Raw genomic sequence first — 20903 nt, 5'->3', positions numbered from 1 at the left:
CTGTTCCCGGCCGTCGCACGCTGCGATCTTGGTCCTTAGGTGACCAACCGCCGCAGGCGGACGTACAGGGAGTTGTGGCATGCATTCTGATCGCCCGGGAGTAACCGTCATTGGCTTGGGCTCAATGGGCTCGGCGCTGGCCGCCGCATTGCTGGAGCGGGGCCACGAGACCACCGTGTGGAACCGCTCGGCACACAGGGCCAAGTCGCTGGTCGACCGGGGGGCTCGCCTGGCCGCGACACCCGAGGAGGCGATCGCGGCGAGTCCGCTGACCATCGCTTGCGTGCTGGACTACGAGGTGCTGCATGACGTCCTCGACCCGGTCGCCGGCTCCCTCGCGGGCAAGGTCCTGGTCAACCTCACCTCCGGTTCCCCGGAGCAGGCTCACGAGGCCGCCGCATGGGCCCGCTCACACGCCGCCGACTACCTGGACGGCGCGATCATGACCACCCCGCCGGGGGTCGGCAGCCCCGAGATGATGTTCCTCTACAGCGGTTCACACGCCGTCTTCGAAGCCCACCGTCCGACCTTGGCGACCCTGGGGGACCCCTTGCACCTGGGCACCGACCCGGGCCTGGCTTCCCTCTACGACGCAGCCCTGCTCGGCCTGATGTGGTCCACCATGACCGGCTGGCTGCACGGCACCGCGCTGGTCGGCGCGGAGAAGACACCGGCCACGGCCTTCACCCCGGTCGCGGTCCGCTGGCTGACCGCCGTGGCCGGCTTCCTGACCACCTACGCGCCCCAGGTGGACGCCGGCCGCTACCCGGGCGACGACGCCACCGTTGACGTGCAGATCGCGGCCATCGACCACCTCATCCACGCGGCGGCGGTCCGCGGCATCGACAATGCCCTGCCCGAACTCCTCAAGTCCGCCATGGAACGGACCAAGGCCGCAGGCCACGGCTCCGACAGCTACGCGAGCGTCATCGAGATCCTGAAGAAGCCGGCGGACGACAAGTGACCGTGACACCAGCAGCTACTACTCATCTCGTGCCGGACCCGATGGATCCCGCCACCACCGTGCCATGGACGGACCTTCTGGCCGCTGCCACCGACGACTGCCTGGCCACGCTCCTCAAGGGAGCCGATCAGGACTGGTCACGCCCCGCCCACGCCCTCGACTGGACCTGCCGCCAGACCCTCGACCATCTCGCCCTCGGCCTGATGGGCTACACGGGCCTGCTCATCGCCCGCCCCGACGACCGCTACATCACCCTCTTCGCCTCACTCGACCCCCAAGCCCCCATCCCCGCCTGCCTGGAGGGCCTCCGCATCGCAGCATCCCTCCTTACCTCCACCGTCCGCGACACGACCGCCGAAGCACGTGCCTGGCACCCCTGGGGCCACTCCGACGCCACCGGTTTCGCCGCCATGGGGATCACCGAACTGGCCGTCCACACCTACGACCTCACCCGCGCCCTCGGCCTGACCTGGACCCTGCCCGACGACCTCAGCACCGCCGTCCTCGCCCGACTCTTCCCCGACGCTCCGCCCGGGCACGCCCCGTCCGACACTCTGCTGTGGTGCACGGGCCGCATCCCGCTTCCCGGCCTGCCCCCGCGCACGGACTGGCAGTGGGACGGAACCGTGCGCTGATCGGCCCGCACCCTGACAGCCAGAGCCCCCCGTTCGTCGTCACCGGTTCACCGGCGAGTGGTCGGAGCTGGGTGAGCCAGGAAGGAACGTGGCGGTTTCGGCGGCCAGTTACGAAGACGTCCGGTGCAGTGCAGCCTATACAGCTCCACCGCACCGGAGGTCTTCGCCATGTTCAAGACTGAGCGAGTGTTGACTACGCTCGTGACCGATACGTCTAGCGGCCCAGTACGCCGCCGTGCTCGACCGCGCCATTGAGCCCCAGACCGGCAGGGGTCACCGAGGTGATCGGGGGCGGGGTGCCCTCCTCACGGGAGGGGTGGATCCAGACGCCGCCCGACTTGCTGTTCTCGCCGGGGGCGCCGATGGCGATGTCCGGGTAGTTGTCGCCGTTGTAGTCCCCGGCCGAGACGGCCGCGCCGAAGAGGTCGCCCGCTTCCGCGGTGCCGGGCACGCCGGCCGAGTCCTGGCTGAAGGCGGGGCCGGTCATCACGCCGGTGTGGCTCGCGGCGAGCCACAGGTACGAGCCCGCGTTCGTCTTCGAGCCGACGGCTTCGTGGCCGACACCGACGATGAGTTCATCGATGTTGTCCCGGTCGAGGTTGGCCACCGACAGGGACGCGCCGAAGTCGTCCCCGGCCTCGGCGGTACCGCCGACGTACGGCGAGGCCTGCGTGGTGCACGCGACGTTGCCGCCCAGGGTGGTGCCCTCCTTGCCGTAGGCCACCGCGATCGCACCGCCGAGGCGGTCCTCGCACAAGGTGCCGTCGGCCTCCGGGTTGGGCTGGACCAGGCCGATGGCCAGGTCCGAGGTGTGGTCCCCGTCGAAGTCGCCGGTGGCGATCGCGCTGCCGTAGTCGCTGGTGCTCCACGTGGTCGACCAGGCACCCGAGGTCCGGCTGTAGACACGGGTACCGGAGCTTTCGGTGCCCTTGAAGGTCACCGCCAGGTCGTCGGTGCCGTTGCCGTCGAAGTCGCCGGTGGCCAGGGCGCGGGCGCCACCGAAGGCGTACCCGTCGATGAGCTGGGTGTTGGTCGGCGAGCCAGAGGTGAACGGGCCCGGACGCAGCCGTGTGCTGCCACCCTCCTCACCGGAGGCGGTCAGGGCCAGGTCCTGGTCACCGTCGTGGTCGAAGTCGCCGGCCGCGATCTTCCCGCCGAGCCGGGAGAACTCCGAGTCGCCCTTGGCGGCGGTGAGGCCGCCCTTGGTGAAGCCGGATGCGGAACCCCACACGACCGTGACGGTGCCGTGGTGCTCGGTGCTGGAACTGGTGAGGGACTCGCCTGAGGCGGAGATCGCCAGGTCGGCGTAGCCGTCGCCGTTGAGGTCGGCGATGGCGACCGCCGTACCGAACAGGTCGCCCGCCTCAGAGGTGCCCGGCACCCCGGCGGAGGACTGGCTGATGACGGTGGACTTGGCAGGCCCGTTCGCGCTGCCCCACAGCACATTTACGTACCCGGCCTTGGTCTTGCCGTCGACGGTCGCCTTCGGCAGGCCGACCGCAACGTCGTCGTACCCGTCGCCGTTGAAGTCGGCACGTGTGGTCGGGGTGGCCGCGGCGGACCCCGCGAGCGGCAGGGTCAGTCCCGCGGCGGCCAGGCCCGTCACGGTAGCGATCGCTGCCATGGTTCTTACGCGCAACAGTGTCTCCGAGAAGTGCAGGGAATGATCGATTGTTCGGGCATGTGACAGACGGGCCGTACAGAAGGTTGCGCCTAGGTGGATTACAAGTGGATAGCTCCGTTCGAGGTCGAGGGTGAGGTCGTGGCGTGCCGCGCGTGCCCTGATCACCGAGAAGCAGTCTGGGGCCGGACCTGGGGGAGGGCCTGGCGCCGGGTGATGTCGAGGCGGCTGCGGCTGAGGGCGGCGCGATTGTGTTCCATCTGTCGGTGCACATATCCGGCTGCCGGGCTGTGCCCGTGCTCGGTGTCCTCGGGGAGTGGGGCGTCGGTGGTCACGGTGACGACGGCCGCGCCAAGACGTGAGTGAAGACGTGAGTGAAGACGCGAGTGTCAACTGCGGGTTGACACTCACTCAACTGTCAACCTAGGGTTGCCTCATGGTGGATTCGACTCAGATGAACAATCCCGTCCGTCTCGACGACCTCATCGAGGCGATCAAGAAGGTGCACGGCGATGCCCTGGACCAGCTCCAGAGTGCTGTCGTGGCCGCTGACCATCTCGGAGAGGTGGCCGACCATCTCATCGGCCACTTCGTTGATCAGGCCCGCCGGTCGGGCGCTTCATGGACTGAGATCGGCAAGTCCATGGGCGTTACGCGGCAGGCCGCCCAGAAGCGGTTTGTGACGAAGGATGAGCCGGCGTCCGACATGAGCCAGGACTTCGGCAGGTTCACTCCGCGGGCCAGGAGTGTCGTCGTCGCGTCGCAGAACAAGGCCCGGGAAGGGGGTCACGCGCAGATCGGCACGGGGCATCTCGTGCTCGGCCTGGTCGACGCCCCGGAGGGGCTGGCCGCACGGGTGCTCGTCGCCCAGGGCATACAGCTGGAGGCGGTCAAGGAGGCGGCTGCCGGGGCGCTGCCGGAGCCCTCCAGCGAGCCCCTGCCCGCCCTCGTGCCGTTCGACGCCCATGCGAAGAAGGCCCTGGAGCTCACTTTCCGCGAGGCGCTGCGGCTGGGCCACAACTACGTAGGTACGGAGCACCTGTTGCTGGCGCTGCTGGAGCAGGAGAACGGCGAGGGTGTGCTCAGCGGCCTCGGCGTCGACAAGACGAACACGGAGGGGCACGTGTCGGCCGCTCTGACGGCGATTCAGGAAAAGCTCCAGGAGTAGCAGTGGTGTACCCACCCGCCCCTGCCTGGGGCGGGTGGGCCTCACCGCGGTGCGGCCATCCGTCCGGCAGTCGGACGGGTGGCCAACTCCCAGTTGTGTGCCCGCGGGTGTCCACCGCACCGGCGTCCGGCGCCACCGCACCGGCGCCGGCGCCACAACACCCTCGGCACCACCGCCGAACAGCCTCCGCCCGAGCACTCGGGCCGTGCAGAATGGTGTCGGACAACTGCTGGCACGGGTGGGGGTATGGGTGCGACCGCTGGCGAAGCACGATCCGCAGCAGATCGGTCCGTTCCGGATCATCGGGCTGCTCGGTGGCGGCGGTATGGGACGGGTCTATCTCGGCCGCGCGGCGGACGGGCGGCCGGTGGCGGTGAAGACCGCGCGCTCCGAACTCGCCGACGACCGGGGCTTCCGTGCGCGTTTCGCCCGTGAGGTATCCGCGGCCCAGCAGGTGGGCGGACCGTTCGTGGCACCGGTGGTCGACGCCGCGCCGCACGACGACGTGCCCTGGATGGCGACCGAGTACGTGCCGGGTGTCTCGCTCACCGATGCCGTGCACGACTGCGGACCGCTTCCCGAGCACGCGGTGCGGCTGCTGACGGCCGGCCTGCTGCATGCCCTGACAGCGGTGCACGCGCACGGGCTGGTGCACCGCGACCTCAAGCCGTCGAACATCCTGCTCACCGCCGAGGGCCCGCGCGTGATCGACTTCGGCATCGCGCACTCCGCCGCGGACACTGCCCTGACGACGACCGGCACCGCTCTCGGCACCCCGGGGTTCATGGCGCCGGAGCAACTCGTCATGACCGGTCCCAAGGTCACGGGCGCGGCGGACGTGTTCGCGCTGGGCGGGGTGATCGTGTACGCAGCGACGGGTGGCGGCCCTTACGGGAACGCCGATCCGCAGGTCCTCATGTACCGCACCGTGCACGAGGAGCCCCGGCTCGACGAACTCACGGACGCCCTACGGGAGTTGGCGTCGGCCTGCCTGGCGAAGGATCCGGAGCGGCGGCCCGCTCTGCCCGCTCTCATGGCGCGGGTGGGCGCACCGGGCCCCTACGGCGACTGGCTGCCGGAGCCCGTCGCCTCACAGCTGCGCCGTCTGTCCGCGCAGCTCAGTGACCCCAGGTCCCCGGACATGTTCGCGCTGCGGCCCCCGGCCGGGGTGCCCGCCGACGTCCCCGACGACCAACTGCCGACCCGTACGACGGCGGACGGCGCGCCGCCCCCGCCGTCGTACGACGTGCCGCCGCCCGCGGGCACTCCCGCGCCTCCGCAGCCCGCCACTCCGTCCCCGGGCCAGTACGGTCCAGCCCTCGCCACTTCGTCTCCGGACGGGTACGGCCCAGCCCTCGCCACTCCGCCGCAGGAGCGCCACGGCCCCGCTCCGTCACCGGGGCCGCACGCCGTCCCCCCGGGCCAGTTTCCGCTCTCCCCTGGGCAGACCGTGTCCCCTGGCCGGCCCGCGTCCCCGGGCCCGAGCCGGCGCCGTGTGCTCGCCGCGCTGTCCGTCGTCGGGGTCGGAGTCGGTGGCGGGGCACTGGCCTGGGTGCTTCAGCCGGACAGCGGGGACGGCGGCAGCACGGGCGCCGGGGGCAAGCCCGGCGGCGGCAGGAATCCGTCCGGCGGCGTCAAGCCGGGCGGGAACCCTTCCGCCATCGGGACCCCCTCCGGCCGGTTGCCGAAGGAGATACGCGACAAGGGCATCGTCACCATCGGCTCGGACATCGCCTACCCGCCCATGGAGTTCGTCAGAAACGGCAAGCCCGCCGGTCTCGACGTCGACCTCGCGAACGCCCTCGGCCGTGAACTGGGCCTGCGCGTCAAGTTCGTGAACGCCACTTTTGACACCCTCCTCACCGGTCTGCACATGAACCGCTTCGACCTGGTCATGTCGGCGATGGCCGACACCAAGGGCCGTCAGGAGGGGCGCACGGACGGCACGAAGACCGGCAGCGGCGTCGACCTGGTCGACTATTTCAAGGCCGGGCTGGTGCTCGTTGTCCGCAAGGGCAACCCGGAGGGCGTCAAGGCCCCCGCAGACCTGTCCGGCAGGACGGTCGCCGTCCAGCGTGGCACGGCCGCCCGTGACCTCCTGGACCAGCTGAACAGGCAGGTCCCCAAGAAGTTGAAGATCCGGGAGTTCGACTCACCGGCGAAGGTCTACGGCGATGTCGCCAAGGGTCGGTCCACGGCCTGCCTCGACGACTTCCCGGTCGCGGCCCACACCGCCGCGACCCGCGCAGGCGGCACGGCCCTCGAACTCAGCGGTGAGCAGTTCGAACCCCTTCTCTACGGTGTAGCGGTCGCCGAGACCAACACAGCCCTGCGCGACGCCGTACGGGAAGCTCTCGACCGCCTCATTAGGAACGGCGAATACGCGAAGATCCTCAAGAAGTGGCACGTCGAGGACGGCGCGGTGGAGCGGGCGGCCGTCAACGGGGGAGCGTAGGGGGGGCGGCCGGGCACAGTCACCAGGTGGCGCGCCCTCCGCTGCCCGGCGCCGGTGGACCGACCCCCTAGGCTGCCACCCGGCACCCGCCTCTACCCAGGAGCGCACATCATGTTCGACCACGCCCCGAAGCACCCGTATCCCGACGCCTTGCGGCCGGACGAAGCACCCGCGCCGCACGCACTGCTCGCGCCGGTGATCGGGCTCCTGGGCACCTGGGTCGGCCGGGGCCGTGGCGGATACCCCACACTGGCCGAGGAGTTCGTTTACGCGCAGGAGGTCACCTTCAGCCACGACGGGCGTCCCTTCCTCCACTACGAGGCGCGCTCCTGGCTGCTCGATGCGGACGACGCCCCGCTGCGGCCGTCGGCCCGGGAAAGCGGCTGGTGGCGGCTACAGCCCGATGGGCGGGTGGAGGCATTGATCACCCAGCCCACCGGCATCGCGGAGATCTCGGTCGGCCGTGCAGGCGATGGAGTGGTCGACCTCACCACCCATGAGGTCGCTCTCACCCCCACCGCCAAGGAGGTCAACGCCACCCGCCGCCGCTACACCCTGACCGACGAGGACACTCTCACCTTTGTCCACGACCTCGCGGCGGTCGGTCAGCCGCTGCAACACCACCTTTCGGCGCAACTGCGACGCGGGGCCGGCAGCAGCTAGGCGGCGCCAGGAGGCGCATGCGCCGTTGCCGCGGACCTTTATGGCACGGCCTGGGTGCGCAGCTCGCGCTTGAGGATCTTGCCGGTGGCGTTCATGGGGAGGGTCTGCCGGAACTCGACCAGGCGCGGGTATTTGTAGCCGGCCATGGTGGCGCGGCACCAGGCCACGAGGTCGTCCTCGGTGGTCCGGGTCCCCGGTACGGCGACGACGTAGGCTTTGGCCTCCTCCCCGTGGCTGGGGTGGGGCACTCCGACAACGGCGACCATGCTGACCGCCGGGTGGGAGAGAAGCACTTCCTCGATCTCGCGCGGGTAGACGTTGAAACCGCCACGGATGATCATGTCCTTGGCCCGGTCGACGATGTAGAGCCAGCCGTCCTCGTCGCGGCGGGCCAGGTCGCCGGTGCGGAACCAGCCGTCGCGGATCACCTCGGCGGTGGCCTCGGGGCGGCGGAAGTAGCCGCTCATGACGTTATGGCCGCGGATCGCGATCTCGCCGACCTCGCCGGGCCCGACCAGGGTCCAGTCGGGGCGTACGAGTTCGACCTGGACGCCCCACACGGGCGTGCCGATAGAACCCGGCCTGGCCTCGGCGTCCGGCGGGGTGAAGGTCGCCACCGGGCTGGTCTCCGACAGGCCGTAGCCCTCCCGAAGGGTGATGCCGAAGCGGCGTGCGAACCGGCGGTGGAGCTCGACGGGCAGCGACGCGCCGCCGGAGACGGCGATGCGCAGCTGTCCGGCGATGGCCTCGGTGTCGGCTTCGGGAGCGGGGTGGTCGAGCAGCGCCCCGTACATGGTCGGCACCCCGGCGAAGAAGGTGACCTGATGGCGGCGCATCAGTGCCAGTGCACCGCGGGCGTCGAACCGCGGCATCAGTATCAGGGTCGCACCGGTGGCCAGCCCGGCGTTCATCTGCACGGTCTGGCCGAAGGAATGGAACAGCGGCAAGGTGATCAGATGGACGTCCTGCTCGGCCTTGCCGAAGAGCTTATGGCACGTCAGCGCGTTGAGTGCCATGTTGCTGTGGGTGAGTTGCGCGCCCTTGGGCTGTCCGGTGGTGCCGGAGGTGTAGAGGAGGACAGCGGTGTCCTCCGGCCCGGTGACGTGGGTGCTGAAGTCCGTGCTCTGCCCGGCGAGGGCGTCCGCAAGCGTCTGCGGGGAGTTCGGGACCGGTGGCCGGGCGTCCGCCGGCAGTGCCTCCGGCTCCGCGGTGATGAGGAAGAACTCCCGGCACTCGTCGGCTTGGGAGAAGCCGTCCCAGCCCTCGCGGCCCAGCGGGAGCTGCGGGGTGCCCTCGAAGCAGAAGTAGGCGCGGACATCCGCGTCTTGGAGGTGGTAGGCGATCTCCCGACTCTTGAGCAAGGTGTTCAGCGGGACCACGACGGCGCCCGCCTTGAGGATCCCGTAGTAGACGACCGGGAATTCCGCGATGTTGGGGCACGACAGCGCCACCTTCTCACCGCGCCGGATTCCGCGGGAGACCAGCAGGTTGGCCACCTGGTTGGCGGCGGCGTCGAGTTGGGCGTAACTGAGGGCGCGGTCGCCGGACACCACGGCGTCGCGGTCAGGCGTGGTCCGGGAGCTGTGCTCCAGCATGACGGCGAGGTTCAGCATCGGTCCTCCGTGATGTCCGTGATGTCCGTGGTGTGCGGTCGGGCCGCGTTCCGAGGGGAGCGGGGAAGCGGCCCGGCCGTGTGGTGCGGCGTCGGTCGTGGTCGTCAGACGAGCGTGTCGGCCGGCGAGGGAGCCGGGTGGCGCAGCGGGACGCCGCGCCGGCCGGGGCGGCGGTTGGGCGGCAGGCCCAGGTGGTCCAGCGTCTCGTCGGCGCCGGTCCAGTACTCGCCGATCCGGTAGAGGCGCTTGGCCTCTTGCGGGGTGGCGATGTCCCGGCCGAGTTCGTCGGCGATGCGGACGATCTGTTCGACCTGCTGGACGGAGGTGAAGCGTTCCTTGCGCGGCGACCAGAGGTTGTCCTCGATGCCGACGCGGACGTGCAGGCCCAGCGCGAGGGCGATGGTGTTCATCGGAAGCGTGGAGCGCATGATGCTCTCGATGGTGAGCACCGCGCCGTCGGGGGCGCGGCGGGCGAACTCGACGAGGTCGGCCGGGTGAACCGCGGAGGCACCGCCGCCGATGGCGACGTAGTTGAGGTTGACCGGGCCGGTGTAGATGCCGGCACGGATCAGCCGCTCGACGGTTTCCAGCTGCGGCAGGTTGGCGAGCATGAAGTGGGGCTGGATGCCGTTGGCGGTCAGCCGCTTGAGGTGCTCCAGGTAGAACGCGGGGCCCGCCTCGCTCACCAGGTCGCGGTATGCCGTGTGGAGCAGCGGGTTCTGCAGGGAGGTGCCGGCGATGTCCTCCTGGGCCAGCAGCTCGACCACGTTCATCTGGACGGTGTTGATCGCGATGGTGACCTGGTCCGGCTTCGGGTCGAGCTCGGCGAGCATGTGACGGGTGTCCCAGTCCAGCCACTTCGCCGCGTCGCCCTCCTTCTCGGGGGCGAACGAGATGGAACCGCCGACCTGAAGGATCATCTCCGGCACGGCCTCGCGCAGCCGCCCGATCATCTCGTTGAACATCGACAGCCGCTTCGAGCCGTGGCCGTCCAGTTCGCGTACGTGGATGTGGAGCAGTTGCGCGCCGGCGTTGTAGCAGTCCACGGCCTTCTGGATCTGCTCGTCCATGGTCACCGGGATGTCGTCGCTGTCGCCCGGCAGCCACTCGGGCCCGTAGGGGGCGACCTGGATGACCAGCTTCTCCTGGTTCTCGGGCAGCAGCGAGTCGTCGAGGAAGTGCATGTCGTGCCTCCGTGCGAGGGTGAAGGGGATGGTGATGAGGGGTCAGTTGGGGGTGTCGGCACGCTTCTCGCGTGCGGCGAGCTCCTCCACCAGGAGCGGTACGCCGACGTTGCAGGCGTGGACGCCCACCAGCGTGGTCAGTTGGAGGACCGTGAGAATCTCCTCGGGGGTCGCGCCGAGATCCAGCGCGGCACGGATGTGACGCCGCACACCGGGCCCGTACATGTGCGTGGCCGAGGCGTCCACGGCGATGCAGAGCAGTTCGATGAACTTCGGTTCCAGCACGCCGCTCGTCCATGGCCGCATGGCCATGGCCATGAACTGCTCGGTCCAGGCGGGATCCATCTCCCGCATGCCGTCCCAGAGCGGATTCCAGGCGCCCTGGGCCCGCATCCGGTCCACGACCGGGGTCGGCGGACGCTCCGCCGCAGGGGCAGGTGTGGCGGGGTCATGCATGGTCATGCGCGCAACTCCCTTTCGTGGGTGCCCGGAGGCGTGGCCTCCGGGACGCCGCCGGACGCGGCGGCGAGGTCCTTCTCGTAGCTGCGCGAGCCGAGCCAGAACGCGGCGCCCGCGGCGAGGCAGAACAGCGGCATCAGCGCGAGTGCCGGCCCCAGACCGAAGGCGTCCGACAGCAGTCCGGTGAGTACCGGACCGACGGCCAGCCCGAACAGGTTCTGCACCAGCGCCGCCATTCCGACCGCCGTGGCCCGCACGCTCGGGTGGACCACGTCGATCACGGCCGCCGGGGCGGTGCCGAGCGCCGCAGCCACGGGAAGCCCTGCGATCACGATCAGCGCGTACTGCCCAGCGCCCGGCCCGAGCACGCCGAAGGCGGTGAACAGCAGCCCCCACGCGCCTGCGGCGAGCGCCGCCGGGACCATCAGCCTGCGCCGCGGGCGTCGGACCGCGCACCGGTCCGCGAGGTGGCCGAAGACGATCGCGCCGACGAATCCCGCCAGTATGAACAGCGCCGCCTTCACGCCCGCCTGCGCCGAGGACAGGCCGTAGGCACGACCCAGGTAGCTCGGCAGCCAGGTGTAGAGGGTGGACAGCACCACCAGGTTGAGGGCACCGCCGAGGTAGCACCACACGGCCGTCCGCGATCGGAACAGCTCGCGCACCGTGGCCGCCAGGTCCTGTTGCCCGGAAGGAGCCCGATCCACCGTCAGCCCCTCGCCCGCGCCGGAGTCGGCTCTGCCGCCGGACGCGTCGGGAGTGCGGTAGTCGCGCACCTTCAGGAAGACCAGCGCCAGCAGCAACCCCGGCACGCCGAACGCGCCGAGCGTCACCCGCCAGCCGAACTGCCCGGCCATCACACCACCGAACAGCACCCCGAGCACCGCACCCAGCGGCCCCGCCGCCTGAAAGACGCTCAGCACGGTCGCCCGCAGTCGCTGCGGGAAGTAGCCGGAAAGCAGCGCCGCTCCCGCCGGGCCGTAGCCCGCCTCGCCCACCCCCAGCAGCGACCGGGCGGCGAAGAGCTGCGCGTAGTTCCCGGAAACCGCGCACGCCAGCGCGGCCAGGCTCCACGCACTGCCCATCGCGGCGATCGTCTTCACCCGGCCCCAGCGGTCGGCCAGCCGCGCGGCCGGCAGCGCGAAGACGGCGATCGTGACCGACACGGTGGTGACCAGAGCCCCCAGAGCGGTGTCGGACAGCCCCCACTCCTTCTTCAGATAGGGGAACGTCGACACCACGATCTGCCGGTCGATGTAGTCGGTCACCGCCAGCGCGACGACCATCAGCGCCACGCCCCAGGCGTAGCGCCGCGACACGAGATGCGCGACGGATCCCGAAGCGTCCAAAACCAGCGGTGGCTCACTGTGCCCCGGCCATCTCCTCATGCCCACCTGCCCACCTCCGGGCTCACGCCCTGTGTCGCTGCGAGTGACGGAAGACTAGGGCGGCAAGAGCGCCGATGCTTTGCCTCACGTGGCACAATGCTTGACAGTTTGTGGCACTGCCTGTGGTCCTTCGGGTGCCGACCGGGAGGTACACCAGACGTGAAGTTCCTCGTCCGCAACGCCGTGCTCACCGGCTACGTCGAGTTGGTGCGCTCGTTGGACGGCGACCTCTCGGCGCTGCTCGCTTCGGTGGGGCTGGACGCCTCCGATCTGGCCGTCCCGAACACCTGGATCCCGGTGGCCGCCGCCGCCGACCTGATGGAGCTCTCGGCCGCCGCAACCGGCCACGACGACTTCGGTCTACGGCTCGCGGAGAGCCGCAGGCTCTCGGTCCTGGGGCCGGTGGGCCTCGTCGCCCGCGAGGAGCCGGACGTCCGCAGCGCGCTCGACGTGATCATGCAAAACCAGCATCTGCACAACGAGGCGCTGCACAGCCGGATCACCGAGACCAATGGCCTGGCCACGATCGAGCTCGGCCTCAACCTGCCCACCCCGCGCCGACGCCAGGCCACCGAACTGCTCGTCGGCGCCATCCACCGCTACCTGCAAAACCTCGTCGGCAGCAGTTGGCGACCGGTCTCCGTGCTGTTCGCCCATGAGGCACCGACGGATACGACCACCCACCACCGTGTCCTGGGCCCCGCGGTCCGGTTCGGCCAGAACCTCAATGGCATCGTCCTGTACGCAAGCGACCTCGACGCTCCGAACCAGCTCTCCGACCCGCTGCTGCGCCCCTACGCCCGTCAGTACCTCGAGGCGATTGCGGCGCCCCGACCCACGGCCGACGTGGACCGCGTCCGCGAGCTGGTCGAGGCCCTGCTCCCCACCGGCCGCTGCTCTCTCCACCAGGTCGCCCACAGCCTCGGCGTCGACCGCAAGACCATCCATCGACACCTCGCGCGGTCCGGTGAGACCTTCTCCTCCTTGCTCAACTCCCTTCGCGCACAGCTCGCCCAGCAGTACGTCGGCAGCCACACCCGCCCCCTCACCCAGGTCGCCACCCTGCTGGGCTTCTCCGCACCCAGCACCTTCTCCCGCTGGTTCCGCGATGAGTTCGGCACCAGCCCGACTGCCTGGCGAGCCGCCGCAGCTCGTCAAGAACGGTCGCGGGGGTAGTCACACACGACCTGCGTGGTGATGGCAGACCGAAGCACAGCGCTTGCGGGGCCATCGGCGCGAGTGGGCGTGGTCGTATCGCGTGTCGGGGTGCAGTGGACCACGGCGCGGCCCTGGATCAGGCCGTCTTTCCCCAGTTTGGCCAGCTCCAGGTACAGCTGCTGAGGCAGCCTATGCCAGAGGTTGGCCATGCCCAGATCGATTGCCTTTGCCGGCTGACGGCCGCTGGACTCACCATCCAGCAGTGCGGCCGCGCTGGTTGGAGACGATCCGGCAGTACGGGCGCGGCCTGCTCGACGAGAGCGTGGGGGAGGGGAGCGAAGCTTCTTTCCTTCAGGTGCGGAGGTCAGGAGCAGGTTTTGAGCAGCGAAGCTGTTGCACGTCGGCCTCAGTCCGAGCTGGAGAGGGCTTCGGTGATCAAGCGGGTGGCGAAGTCGTGGTCGCCGGCGATCCGGTTGATGTGCTCCGCGAGCAGGACGGCCGTAGCTTCCAGGGGATTCATCTCAGCCTCGGTCCAGGGTCCGTACTGCGCGCGCCACAAGTTGGGGCTCAGGCCGGTGCCTGCGGCGACGAGCAGGCCGGCCATGGTGGGGATGACCTCGGGACGGAAGGTCTTGGGCATCATGCGCATCGTGGCCACAAGGGCGGGCACCGAGTACTCGATGACGTCCTTGTCGTGTTCCTCGCAGGCCGTCCGCAGCCACTTCATGCACATGTAAATGAACGTGCACGCGCCGTCCAGCAGCGCATCGACCCCCGTAGGCCCCAGGGACGCGGCGAACTGGTCGATCATTTGCTGCTGTTCAAGGTCGGTATCGGTTTTGTTGTCGTAGACGGCCTTGAGCCGAGAGTCGATCATCATGAGCGCTGCGCCCACGTCGCCGGCGGGAGCGTACTTGGGGTCACAGGGTGATGACACAGGACTCCTCCTCAGGTGTCCGCAGCAATAAGCGCAGTATGTCCGTACGGTAGCCCTCCGAGCGGCCTGCGGGCTGGCGAATCCCGATAGTGGAAACTTCGCGTTGTCTGCCGTCCGCAGAAGACCAAGCTCCTCATCCACCTAAAGGCCACTCCCAAGCAGGTCGACCTCGTGCCCGGTTGGCCCGCGACCGCCGCGTCCCGGTCCGGCATCGGCCCGGCGACCCCGTCGGGCAGCACCGGCTCGGCAGCCGGGTCGGTCGCAGTGGAGCGTCTACGACGGCCAGGTCGCGCGCGGGCCGCGGGCGGCCGCACTGCGCGCGGTGTGCTCCTGCGGCTGGAGCAGACCGGAGCACGAGCTGGACCGGGACGTGATCGGTGAGCAGGAGTTGGTCGACACAGCGCACGGTACGACGGACACCTGCGTGGAGGACGTACGAGGGTCGCGCCGGGCGACGTATCGGCTCCTGCCGTCACCGGCCTGCCGGCGGCTCAGAGGCAAGACATGCTCATGTACAGGGCTTGCTCGCCCGATGAGGGTGTGCCGTCGTAGAGCGCCATGTCCAGTCCGCAGAAGCTGAATCCCATACGCCGGTAGGCGTGGATCGCTGGGGCGTTGATGTTGGTGACCTCCAACCAGATGTGCCTGGCACCGCACTCACGGGCAAACTCGGCGGCGTGGCCCACCAGGGCACGGCCGACGCCCTGGCCCCGATGGACCGGAGCGACTTCGATGTCCTCGATGGTCATCCGCCCGTTCCACGGAGCGTAGGAGACAGCGGCGAAGCCCGCCAGACAACCGTCAGCGCCGACGGCGACAAAGGTGCGGCTGTTCGGATCCTCCTCGCCCGCAGGGCTGTCGCCGTCGTCGGTGTCCTCCGCCGGGAAGACTTTGTGGAGGGGCGGGTCCACCGGGATTTCCTGGAGGGCGAACCCGTCTTCGGTGACGGCCACGCGGAAGATGGTGCGGGTGGTGAAGGACCCATCGAGTGCATCGATGGCCTCGGTGTCCTCAGGCCGGGCAGTGCGGAACTCGTAGTCCATCTTGTCAACGGTCGTCGTCATGGCATGAACTTACGACCAATCTGACCGGCCTGGATCGGGTTTCGGGCAGCGGCGGTGCAGCGCACCGCATCGAGTGCAACAGGTGTGGCCATCGCTGGATCGCGTCTCCGGCGGATGTCTGCGTGTGTCGCTGTCCCGTCTCAATCGAATTGGTTCGCGGCTCAGATCACTGGGCGGAGATCTTATGGACGGTGGTGTCGTCCGGGTTCAGTCGTCGCCCGTCCGCGGACAGCACTTCAAGTGCGCGGAGGCGATGCCCCTGCCGACGGTCGACCAACTGGGAGTGCGCTTCACCGGGGGCGAAGAAGTGCTGTTCACCCCACTGCCGCAGCGCCACGATGACGGGGAAGAGCGCCTCGCCCTTCGACGTGAGTACGTATTCGCGGTAGGCACTGCCGTCCGAGGCGGGGACGGATTCAAGGACACCGCCGGCCACCAGGGTGCGCAGGCGCGCGGTGAGGATGTTCTTGGCCACGCCGAGGCTGCGCTGGAACTCGCCGAAGCGACGGCTTCCGTCGAAGGCGTCCCGCACGATCAGCAGGGACCACCAGTCGCCAATCGCGTCCACCGACCGGGCGACGGGACATTCGCTGTCGTCGAAACGCGTCCTGGTCACCATGGCGCCCTCACCCTCATCCATCAAACGGTTGCAACATGCTACCAAAAGCCCTACGGTCACCCCCGTCACCATTAGTAGCAAGATGAAACCAGATTCAGGGGGAACCGCCGATGCACGGCAACCGACCCGGCCACGGTCCCGGCACAGGTGAGGCGGTGTCACGGCGCCGGTGCCGCCCGCCCCGTCCCGAGGCCCGAAGCGGGGAAGGTTCCGCGCCTGCCCTGCCCCGTGGCGTCGTCATCCTGTTCGCCATCGCCTGTGGAGCGGCGGTGGCCAACGTGTACTTCTCCCAGCCGCTCCTGGTGACCATGGGACGCGACCTCGCCATGAGCCCGGCACTCGTCGGCAGCGTGGTCACCCTCACTCATATCGGATACGGGCTGGGGCTCTTCTTCCTCGTGCCGCTGGGCGACACGACCGACCGCAGACGGCTCATCGTGGCCCAGTTGCTGCTCCTGGTGGCAGCGCTGGGCGTGGTGGCCGCCGCCCACTCCGCGGCGCTCCTGCTCGCGGGCATGGCCGCGACAGGGCTTCTCGCGGTCGTCACGCAGACGCTGGTGGCCTTCGCGGCCTCACTGGCCCCACCCGACGGGCGTGGACGGGTCGTGGGTCTGGTCACCAGCGGCGTGGTCATCGGCATCCTGCTCGCCCGCACCGTATCCGGCCTCATGGCCGATCTCATGGGCTGGCGCTCCGTCTACCTCGCCTCGGCGTCGGTCACCGCTCTCCTCGCCCTGGTTCTGCACCGAGTACTGCCCCGTCACAGCGCCGCTCCGCCGGCACCCCTGCGCTACGGACAGCTTCTGCGCTCCACGATCACCCTGTTCGCACGGGAACGACTACTGCGGCTCCGGGCCCTGTTCGGTCTGCTGATCTTCGCCGCCTTCAGCACCCTGTGGAGCAGCGTCGCACTGCCGCTCAGCGAAGCCCCTTACCGCCTGCCCCACAGCGCGATCGGGGCGCTGGGGCTGATCGGTGTCGCCGGCGCCCTGGCCGCGACCACGGCGGGCCGCCTGAACGACCGCGGACTCTCCCGCCTCACCACCGGCATCGCCCTGACCCTGCTCACCGCCTCATGGCTGCCCCTGGCCTACACCCGCAGCTCGCTGTGGGCCCTGGTCCTCGGGGTGCTCCTGCTCGACCTCGCCGTGCAGGCGGTCCATGTCACCAACCAGGCCCTGATCTATGCCCTGCACCCGGAAGCGGGCAGCAGGCTGATCGGCGGCTACATGGTCTTCTACTCGATCGGCAGCGCCACTGGCGCCCTCGCCGCGACCTCCCTCTACGCGGTGGCCGGCTGGGGCGCCGTATGCGCACTGGGTGCCGCGTTCAGCTCCCTCGGGCTCATCCTGTGGGCGTTCACCCGGCACAACACCCCGGACCCCGCCCCAAGTTGACCTCTCAGTGAATGAAGCCTGAGCGTTCTCGCCGCCGGAGCTCGCGATCCCGACGGCACAGCGCGCACGCCACCACACCCGGCGGTCAACGCCCCGAGGCTGCGCGGCGAGTGACCGGTCGGATACGAGGCTGCCCGACGGTGCACTGGGTCTGCCCCGCCCCACCTCCCTGGTCGGGCGTCGACGGGGTGTGACCGAGATACGCGCCAAAGGGGCAACGGGATGATCTTGAAGCCCTGAGCATCCGTCGGCCGTCGCCATTCGGCTCAGTGTCGTTGGTGGTGATGTTCAGCATCTCCTCCTCCACACTGCTCAAGCGCCTGCGCTCGGGGTCGAGGAAGAACGCCACCTACGCCGCCTTCCGCGAGGTCGGCCGCGTGATCCGCACCGTCCAGCTCCTGCGCTGCCTCTCGGACGCGCCGCTTCGCCGACGAGTGACCGCGGCGACCAACAAGGTCGAGCCGTTCAACCGGTTCTCCCAGTGGATTGGCTTCGGCAACCTCGGTGTCATTGCCCACGAACCCGGCATCCAGCCCGAGGCGTACGACCCGGAACTCGACGTCGACTTCACCCCGCTGCGCGAGCAGGACCTGACCGCCGCCGGCCTCGGCCAGGCTGCCTGAGCCGTGAGGGAACCAGCTGGTGACGCCCTTCACGGGAGCGGGCCGGTATAGCCCAGAATCCTGCTGCTCTTCAGTGAAGATCCGACGGGACCTCGGTCAGTCGAGGCCTTCGACGATGCGGAAGTCGCGCTCGACGCCGTCGGAGAGGGCGACCAGCGCCTCCTGGTAGGCCGCACTCTCGCGCGCCGCGACGGCCTGCTCGAAGCTGTCGAACTCGACCAGGACGGTGCGCTCGGCGATTCCGGCGTCATACGCCACGACCCGACCGCCACGGACGAGGGTCCGACCGCCCCAGGGCTCGACGGCCTGACGGGCCAGCTTGTTGTAGGCAGCCAGCTTCTCAGGGTCGGAAATGGTGCGGTAGACGCTGACCCAGTAGCCCTTGGGCATGGAACCTCCAGTGTTGGGATGCGTGCATCTGACTTACGGGACTTACGGGTTGGTCTCGGACGAGCGTCGGCGGACGAGAGCGAGGCTTGTCAGCGTCGTGATCGCCATGGCGCCGATGCCGACCAGCGCCGCGGTGGTGTAGGCGCTGTCGTCGGGGAAGAGGTGGCCGGGGCCGGTGCCCGCGGCGAGGATCAGGCCGCCGATGGCGCTGCCCAGGGAGTACCCGACGCTGCGGACCACGTAGTTGAAGCTCATGGCGCTCGACGTCTCGCTCTTGGGGGTGACGGCCAGGATGACGCCGGGCATCGCGGCCGAGAAGCCGCCGACGCCGAAGCCGAGCACGCCCATCGCTGCGAACAGTTCGGCCAGGTCCGACCGGGCCGCCGCGAACAGGGCGAACCCGCCGCCGACCACGACGGCGCTGCCGGCCAGGAGCAGGGGGTCGGCGATCCGCGTCCGGACCCGCGGCGTGAGCTTGCCGGCGACGAACCCCAGCACCGAGAACGGGATGAGGACCAGCCCGGCGACGAAGGTCGTCAGCCCGAAGCCGTAGCCGGCGCCGTGCGGCGTCTGCGCGTACCGGGTGATGAGCGTGAGCAGGAGGTACATGCCGATCCCGCCGACGAACATGGCGAGGTTCGCCCCGGCGACCGCCGGGTGCCGCACCGCCCGCACATCGACCAGGGGCGTCGTGCTGCGCAGCTCGATGAAGGTCCAGACGCAGAGCAGCACCACCGCGACGACGGCGAGGCCCGCCGCCACGGCGAGGTGCCGGCTCCACAGATTCCGTTCGCCGGCGAGGAACAGCACCAGGAGCAGCGCAGCGGCCAGGACGACCGCGCCTGCCACGTCCACGTGGGCGGAGCGGCCTTCGGGGGCTTCGGGCATGGAGCGCCACGCGGTCAGGAGGGCGGCGGCGGTGACGACCAGGCCGAGGCCGTAGGCGGCCCGTACCCCGCCGAGCTCGGCGAGCAGTGCGGCCAGCGGGTAGCCGACGCCTGCCCCGATGATCGAGATCACCGAGATCAGGGCGATCACGGCCGCGCTGCGCTCCTCGGAGAGGTGGTCCCGGGCCACGCCCATCATCAGCGCCGTCAGCCCGAGCCCGACGCCCTGGGCCGCCCTGCCGGCCAGCAGCCACGCGAACGGCAGCGGCAGCACGGTGAGCGCGCCGCCGGCGACGACGACCGCCAGCGTGGCGAGGATCGTGGCCCGCCGGTGCGGGCCGGCTCCGAGCCGGCCCAGGACCGGCGTGGCGACGGCGCCGCTGAGCAGCGCGACGGTCAGCGTCCACTGCGCGCTGCCGAGCGAGACGTGGAACGAGGTCGCCACGCTGGTGATGAGCGGCGTCCCGAGGCTGGCGACCGCCGCCACGACCAGAGCGATGAACATCAGCGCGGGGACCAGCAGCCGCGCCTCGGAACGCGCCACCGGGAACGCCTTCACCGCGACCCCGCCGACCGGCTGCCCGGTCACTGCTTCGGCCCTTCGCGGTCCTGGCTTTCGAGCTCTGCCAGATGCTTCAGCGCCGGAAGGGCCGCCACCAGCGCCTCGACCTCGTCGCCGGTGAGCTCGCCGATCAACCGCTCGAACGCGTGGACGCCCGCCTGGCGCCGCGTCCGGACATAGGAGGCGCCGGCCTCGGTCAGGCACACCAGCGTGACCCGCTTGTCGGACGCGTCGCCCCGCCGCTCGACCAGGCCGGACTCCTCTATCACCCGGACCAGGGCGGTCATCGCGGGCTGGGTGACGCCCTCGACCGCGGCCAGATCGGTGATGCGCCGCGGGCCGGTCCGGTCCAGGGTGGCCAGGGTGGCGGCGGACGTCAGGCTCATGTCCCGGGGCAGGCGTCTCGCGGCCCTGGTGGCCAGGCCGTAGAGGGCTGCCCCGATGGCGGCGGACGCGCCAGGAGCGGTGTCTTGACGACTCATGCTCGAAGCATAGCAGTTTTATATTCATGGTTTATGGAAATGGTCGACTGGCGCTGGCGGCGCGCCCCTTGAGCAGGCCGGCCCGCCGGATCCGGGTCAGTGCCAGGCCCAGCAGCCGGTCGGCGCGGTCGCCCTCGGCGAGCCGGTCGCGGAAGTCGGACCGCACGCTGTGGTGGAAGCCGGGGTCTTCCAGTGGTGCCGTGGGGGCTGCCGGCCCGGGCGACCCGCACGGTCAGCGCCGGGATCTCGACTCCGGGACGGGGCTGGAGGGACATGTCAGGCTCCTGGGGGACATGGGCAGAACGCTCCCACAAGCCTGATGCAACGTCACGATCGTTGACTGTCCGTCCTCAAGATTCCCGACAGAGTCCGACCCGGAAGACCTGGCGCACATCTCGCCGTACTTGACCGAACACATCAGCCGGTTCGGCGAGTGCAGCACCCACGAACTCGGCATCCAGCCCGAGGCGTACGAGTACGACCCGAAACTCGACGTCGGCGTCACCCCGCTCCGCGAGCAGGACCTGACCGCCGCCGGCCTCGGCCAGGCCGCCTGAACCGTGAGGGAACCAGCTGGTGACACCCTTCACGGGAGCGCGCCGGTATACCCCAGAATCCTGCTGCGAGGGTCAGC

Annotated in this window: 21 protein-coding genes; 9 read left to right on the top strand and 12 right to left on the bottom strand. The window is 69.9% G+C overall.

Annotation, left to right across the window (positions count from 1 at the left end):
• The first annotated feature begins 79 nt into the window (after window positions 1–79).
• Window positions 80–964, top strand: coding sequence for an NAD(P)-dependent oxidoreductase (locus AC3EUV_RS20685; RefSeq protein WP_435603548.1), 885 nt, complete (start codon window positions 80–82; stop codon window positions 962–964).
• A complete protein-coding gene (locus AC3EUV_RS20680; RefSeq protein ID WP_488187981.1) occupies window positions 961–1599 on the top strand; it encodes a maleylpyruvate isomerase N-terminal domain-containing protein in 639 nt (212 codons plus the stop codon). The genes AC3EUV_RS20685 and AC3EUV_RS20680 overlap by 4 nt, the downstream gene beginning before the upstream one ends.
• A gap of 214 nt (window positions 1600–1813) precedes the next feature.
• On the opposite strand, the gene AC3EUV_RS20675 is transcribed toward AC3EUV_RS20680, so the two are convergent.
• Complete coding sequence (locus tag AC3EUV_RS20675; protein ID WP_435603547.1) at window positions 1814–3223, bottom strand: FG-GAP-like repeat-containing protein; 1410 nt, start codon at window positions 3221–3223, stop codon at window positions 1814–1816.
• Between the two features lie 433 nt (window positions 3224–3656).
• On the opposite strand from AC3EUV_RS20675, the gene AC3EUV_RS20670 reads away from it, so the two are divergent.
• The 3 genes from AC3EUV_RS20670 (at window position 3657) to AC3EUV_RS20660 (ending at window position 7506) form a co-directional block, all read left to right on the top strand.
• Window positions 3657–4388, top strand: a complete 732-nt coding sequence (locus AC3EUV_RS20670) for a Clp protease N-terminal domain-containing protein (protein WP_432143400.1) — start codon at window positions 3657–3659, stop codon at window positions 4386–4388.
• Between the two features lie 205 nt (window positions 4389–4593).
• On the top strand, window positions 4594–6843 hold the full coding sequence (locus tag AC3EUV_RS20665) for a bifunctional serine/threonine-protein kinase/transporter substrate-binding domain-containing protein (RefSeq protein ID WP_435603546.1): 2250 nt from the start codon (window positions 4594–4596) through the stop codon (window positions 6841–6843).
• Between the two features lie 111 nt (window positions 6844–6954).
• Window positions 6955–7506, top strand: coding sequence for a nitrobindin family protein (locus tag AC3EUV_RS20660; RefSeq protein WP_432143398.1), 552 nt, complete (start codon window positions 6955–6957; stop codon window positions 7504–7506).
• A 38-nt stretch (window positions 7507–7544) separates the two neighbouring features.
• Here AC3EUV_RS20660 and AC3EUV_RS20655 read toward each other — a convergent pair whose 3' ends face one another.
• The 4 genes from AC3EUV_RS20655 to AC3EUV_RS20640 all read right to left on the bottom strand — a co-directional run bounded on the left by AC3EUV_RS20655 (window position 7545) and on the right by AC3EUV_RS20640 (window position 12111).
• The gene (locus AC3EUV_RS20655) at window positions 7545–9119 is read right to left on the bottom strand and encodes a long-chain-fatty-acid--CoA ligase (protein WP_435603545.1); all 1575 of its coding nucleotides are present in this window, start codon (window positions 9117–9119) and stop codon (window positions 7545–7547) included.
• Window positions 9120–9223: 104 nt separating this feature from the next.
• Window positions 9224–10303 (bottom strand): beta-keto acid cleavage family enzyme, encoded by a 1080-nt coding sequence (locus AC3EUV_RS20650; RefSeq protein WP_435603544.1) that lies wholly within the window; start codon window positions 10301–10303, stop codon window positions 9224–9226.
• Between the two features lie 42 nt (window positions 10304–10345).
• Entirely contained in the window at window positions 10346–10765 is a 420-nt protein-coding gene (locus AC3EUV_RS20645) for a carboxymuconolactone decarboxylase family protein (RefSeq protein WP_435603543.1), read from the bottom strand.
• On the bottom strand, window positions 10762–12111 hold the full coding sequence (locus tag AC3EUV_RS20640) for an MFS transporter (RefSeq protein WP_435603542.1): 1350 nt from the start codon (window positions 12109–12111) through the stop codon (window positions 10762–10764). Before AC3EUV_RS20640 ends, AC3EUV_RS20645 begins: the two co-directional genes overlap by 4 nt.
• 198 nt (window positions 12112–12309) lie before the next feature.
• On the opposite strand from AC3EUV_RS20640, the gene AC3EUV_RS20635 reads away from it, so the two are divergent.
• A complete protein-coding gene (locus AC3EUV_RS20635) occupies window positions 12310–13326 on the top strand; it encodes an AraC family transcriptional regulator (RefSeq protein ID WP_435603541.1) in 1017 nt (338 codons plus the stop codon).
• Between the two features lie 388 nt (window positions 13327–13714).
• Here the strand turns inward: AC3EUV_RS20635 and AC3EUV_RS20630 are convergent, their stop codons facing one another.
• From AC3EUV_RS20630 to AC3EUV_RS20620, 3 genes are all read right to left on the bottom strand, one after another.
• Window positions 13715–14245, bottom strand: a complete 531-nt coding sequence (locus AC3EUV_RS20630) for a hypothetical protein (protein WP_432143392.1) — start codon at window positions 14243–14245, stop codon at window positions 13715–13717.
• A gap of 491 nt (window positions 14246–14736) precedes the next feature.
• Complete coding sequence (locus AC3EUV_RS20625; RefSeq protein WP_432143391.1) at window positions 14737–15288, bottom strand: GNAT family N-acetyltransferase; 552 nt, start codon at window positions 15286–15288, stop codon at window positions 14737–14739.
• 187 nt (window positions 15289–15475) lie between these two features.
• Window positions 15476–15928 carry a winged helix-turn-helix transcriptional regulator gene (locus AC3EUV_RS20620; RefSeq protein ID WP_432143390.1) on the bottom strand — a complete coding sequence of 151 codons (453 nt, stop codon included), beginning with the start codon at window positions 15926–15928 and terminating at the stop codon, window positions 15476–15478.
• A 110-nt stretch (window positions 15929–16038) separates the two neighbouring features.
• On the opposite strand from AC3EUV_RS20620, the gene AC3EUV_RS20615 reads away from it, so the two are divergent.
• A complete protein-coding gene (locus AC3EUV_RS20615) occupies window positions 16039–17325 on the top strand; it encodes an MFS transporter (RefSeq protein WP_432143389.1) in 1287 nt (428 codons plus the stop codon).
• Window positions 17326–17609: 284 nt separating this feature from the next.
• Window positions 17610–17948, top strand: coding sequence for a Tn3 family transposase (locus AC3EUV_RS20610; protein ID WP_435603601.1), 339 nt, complete (start codon window positions 17610–17612; stop codon window positions 17946–17948).
• 96 nt (window positions 17949–18044) lie between these two features.
• Here AC3EUV_RS20610 and AC3EUV_RS20605 read toward each other — a convergent pair whose 3' ends face one another.
• From AC3EUV_RS20605 to AC3EUV_RS20590, 4 genes are all read right to left on the bottom strand, one after another.
• Entirely contained in the window at window positions 18045–18338 is a 294-nt protein-coding gene (locus AC3EUV_RS20605) for a DUF1330 domain-containing protein (protein WP_432143388.1), read from the bottom strand.
• Window positions 18339–18380: 42 nt separating this feature from the next.
• Window positions 18381–19814, bottom strand: coding sequence for an MFS transporter (locus AC3EUV_RS20600; protein WP_435603540.1), 1434 nt, complete (start codon window positions 19812–19814; stop codon window positions 18381–18383).
• Window positions 19811–20173, bottom strand: a complete 363-nt coding sequence (locus AC3EUV_RS20595) for a MarR family winged helix-turn-helix transcriptional regulator (protein ID WP_435603600.1) — start codon at window positions 20171–20173, stop codon at window positions 19811–19813. Before AC3EUV_RS20595 ends, AC3EUV_RS20600 begins: the two co-directional genes overlap by 4 nt.
• A 127-nt stretch (window positions 20174–20300) precedes the next feature.
• The gene (locus AC3EUV_RS20590; RefSeq protein ID WP_435603539.1) at window positions 20301–20435 is read right to left on the bottom strand and encodes a hypothetical protein; all 135 of its coding nucleotides are present in this window, start codon (window positions 20433–20435) and stop codon (window positions 20301–20303) included.
• A 238-nt stretch (window positions 20436–20673) separates the two neighbouring features.
• Here AC3EUV_RS20590 and AC3EUV_RS20585 point away from each other — a divergent pair, with 238 nt between their 5' ends.
• A complete protein-coding gene (locus AC3EUV_RS20585) occupies window positions 20674–20826 on the top strand; it encodes a hypothetical protein (RefSeq protein WP_435603538.1) in 153 nt (50 codons plus the stop codon).
• Window positions 20827–20903 lie beyond the last annotated feature (77 nt).

The organism is Streptomyces sp. bgisy130, from assembly GCF_057708345.1.
The sequence above is the reverse complement of the archived record's forward strand: the minus strand, read 5'-3'. Positions and strand labels throughout refer to the sequence as shown.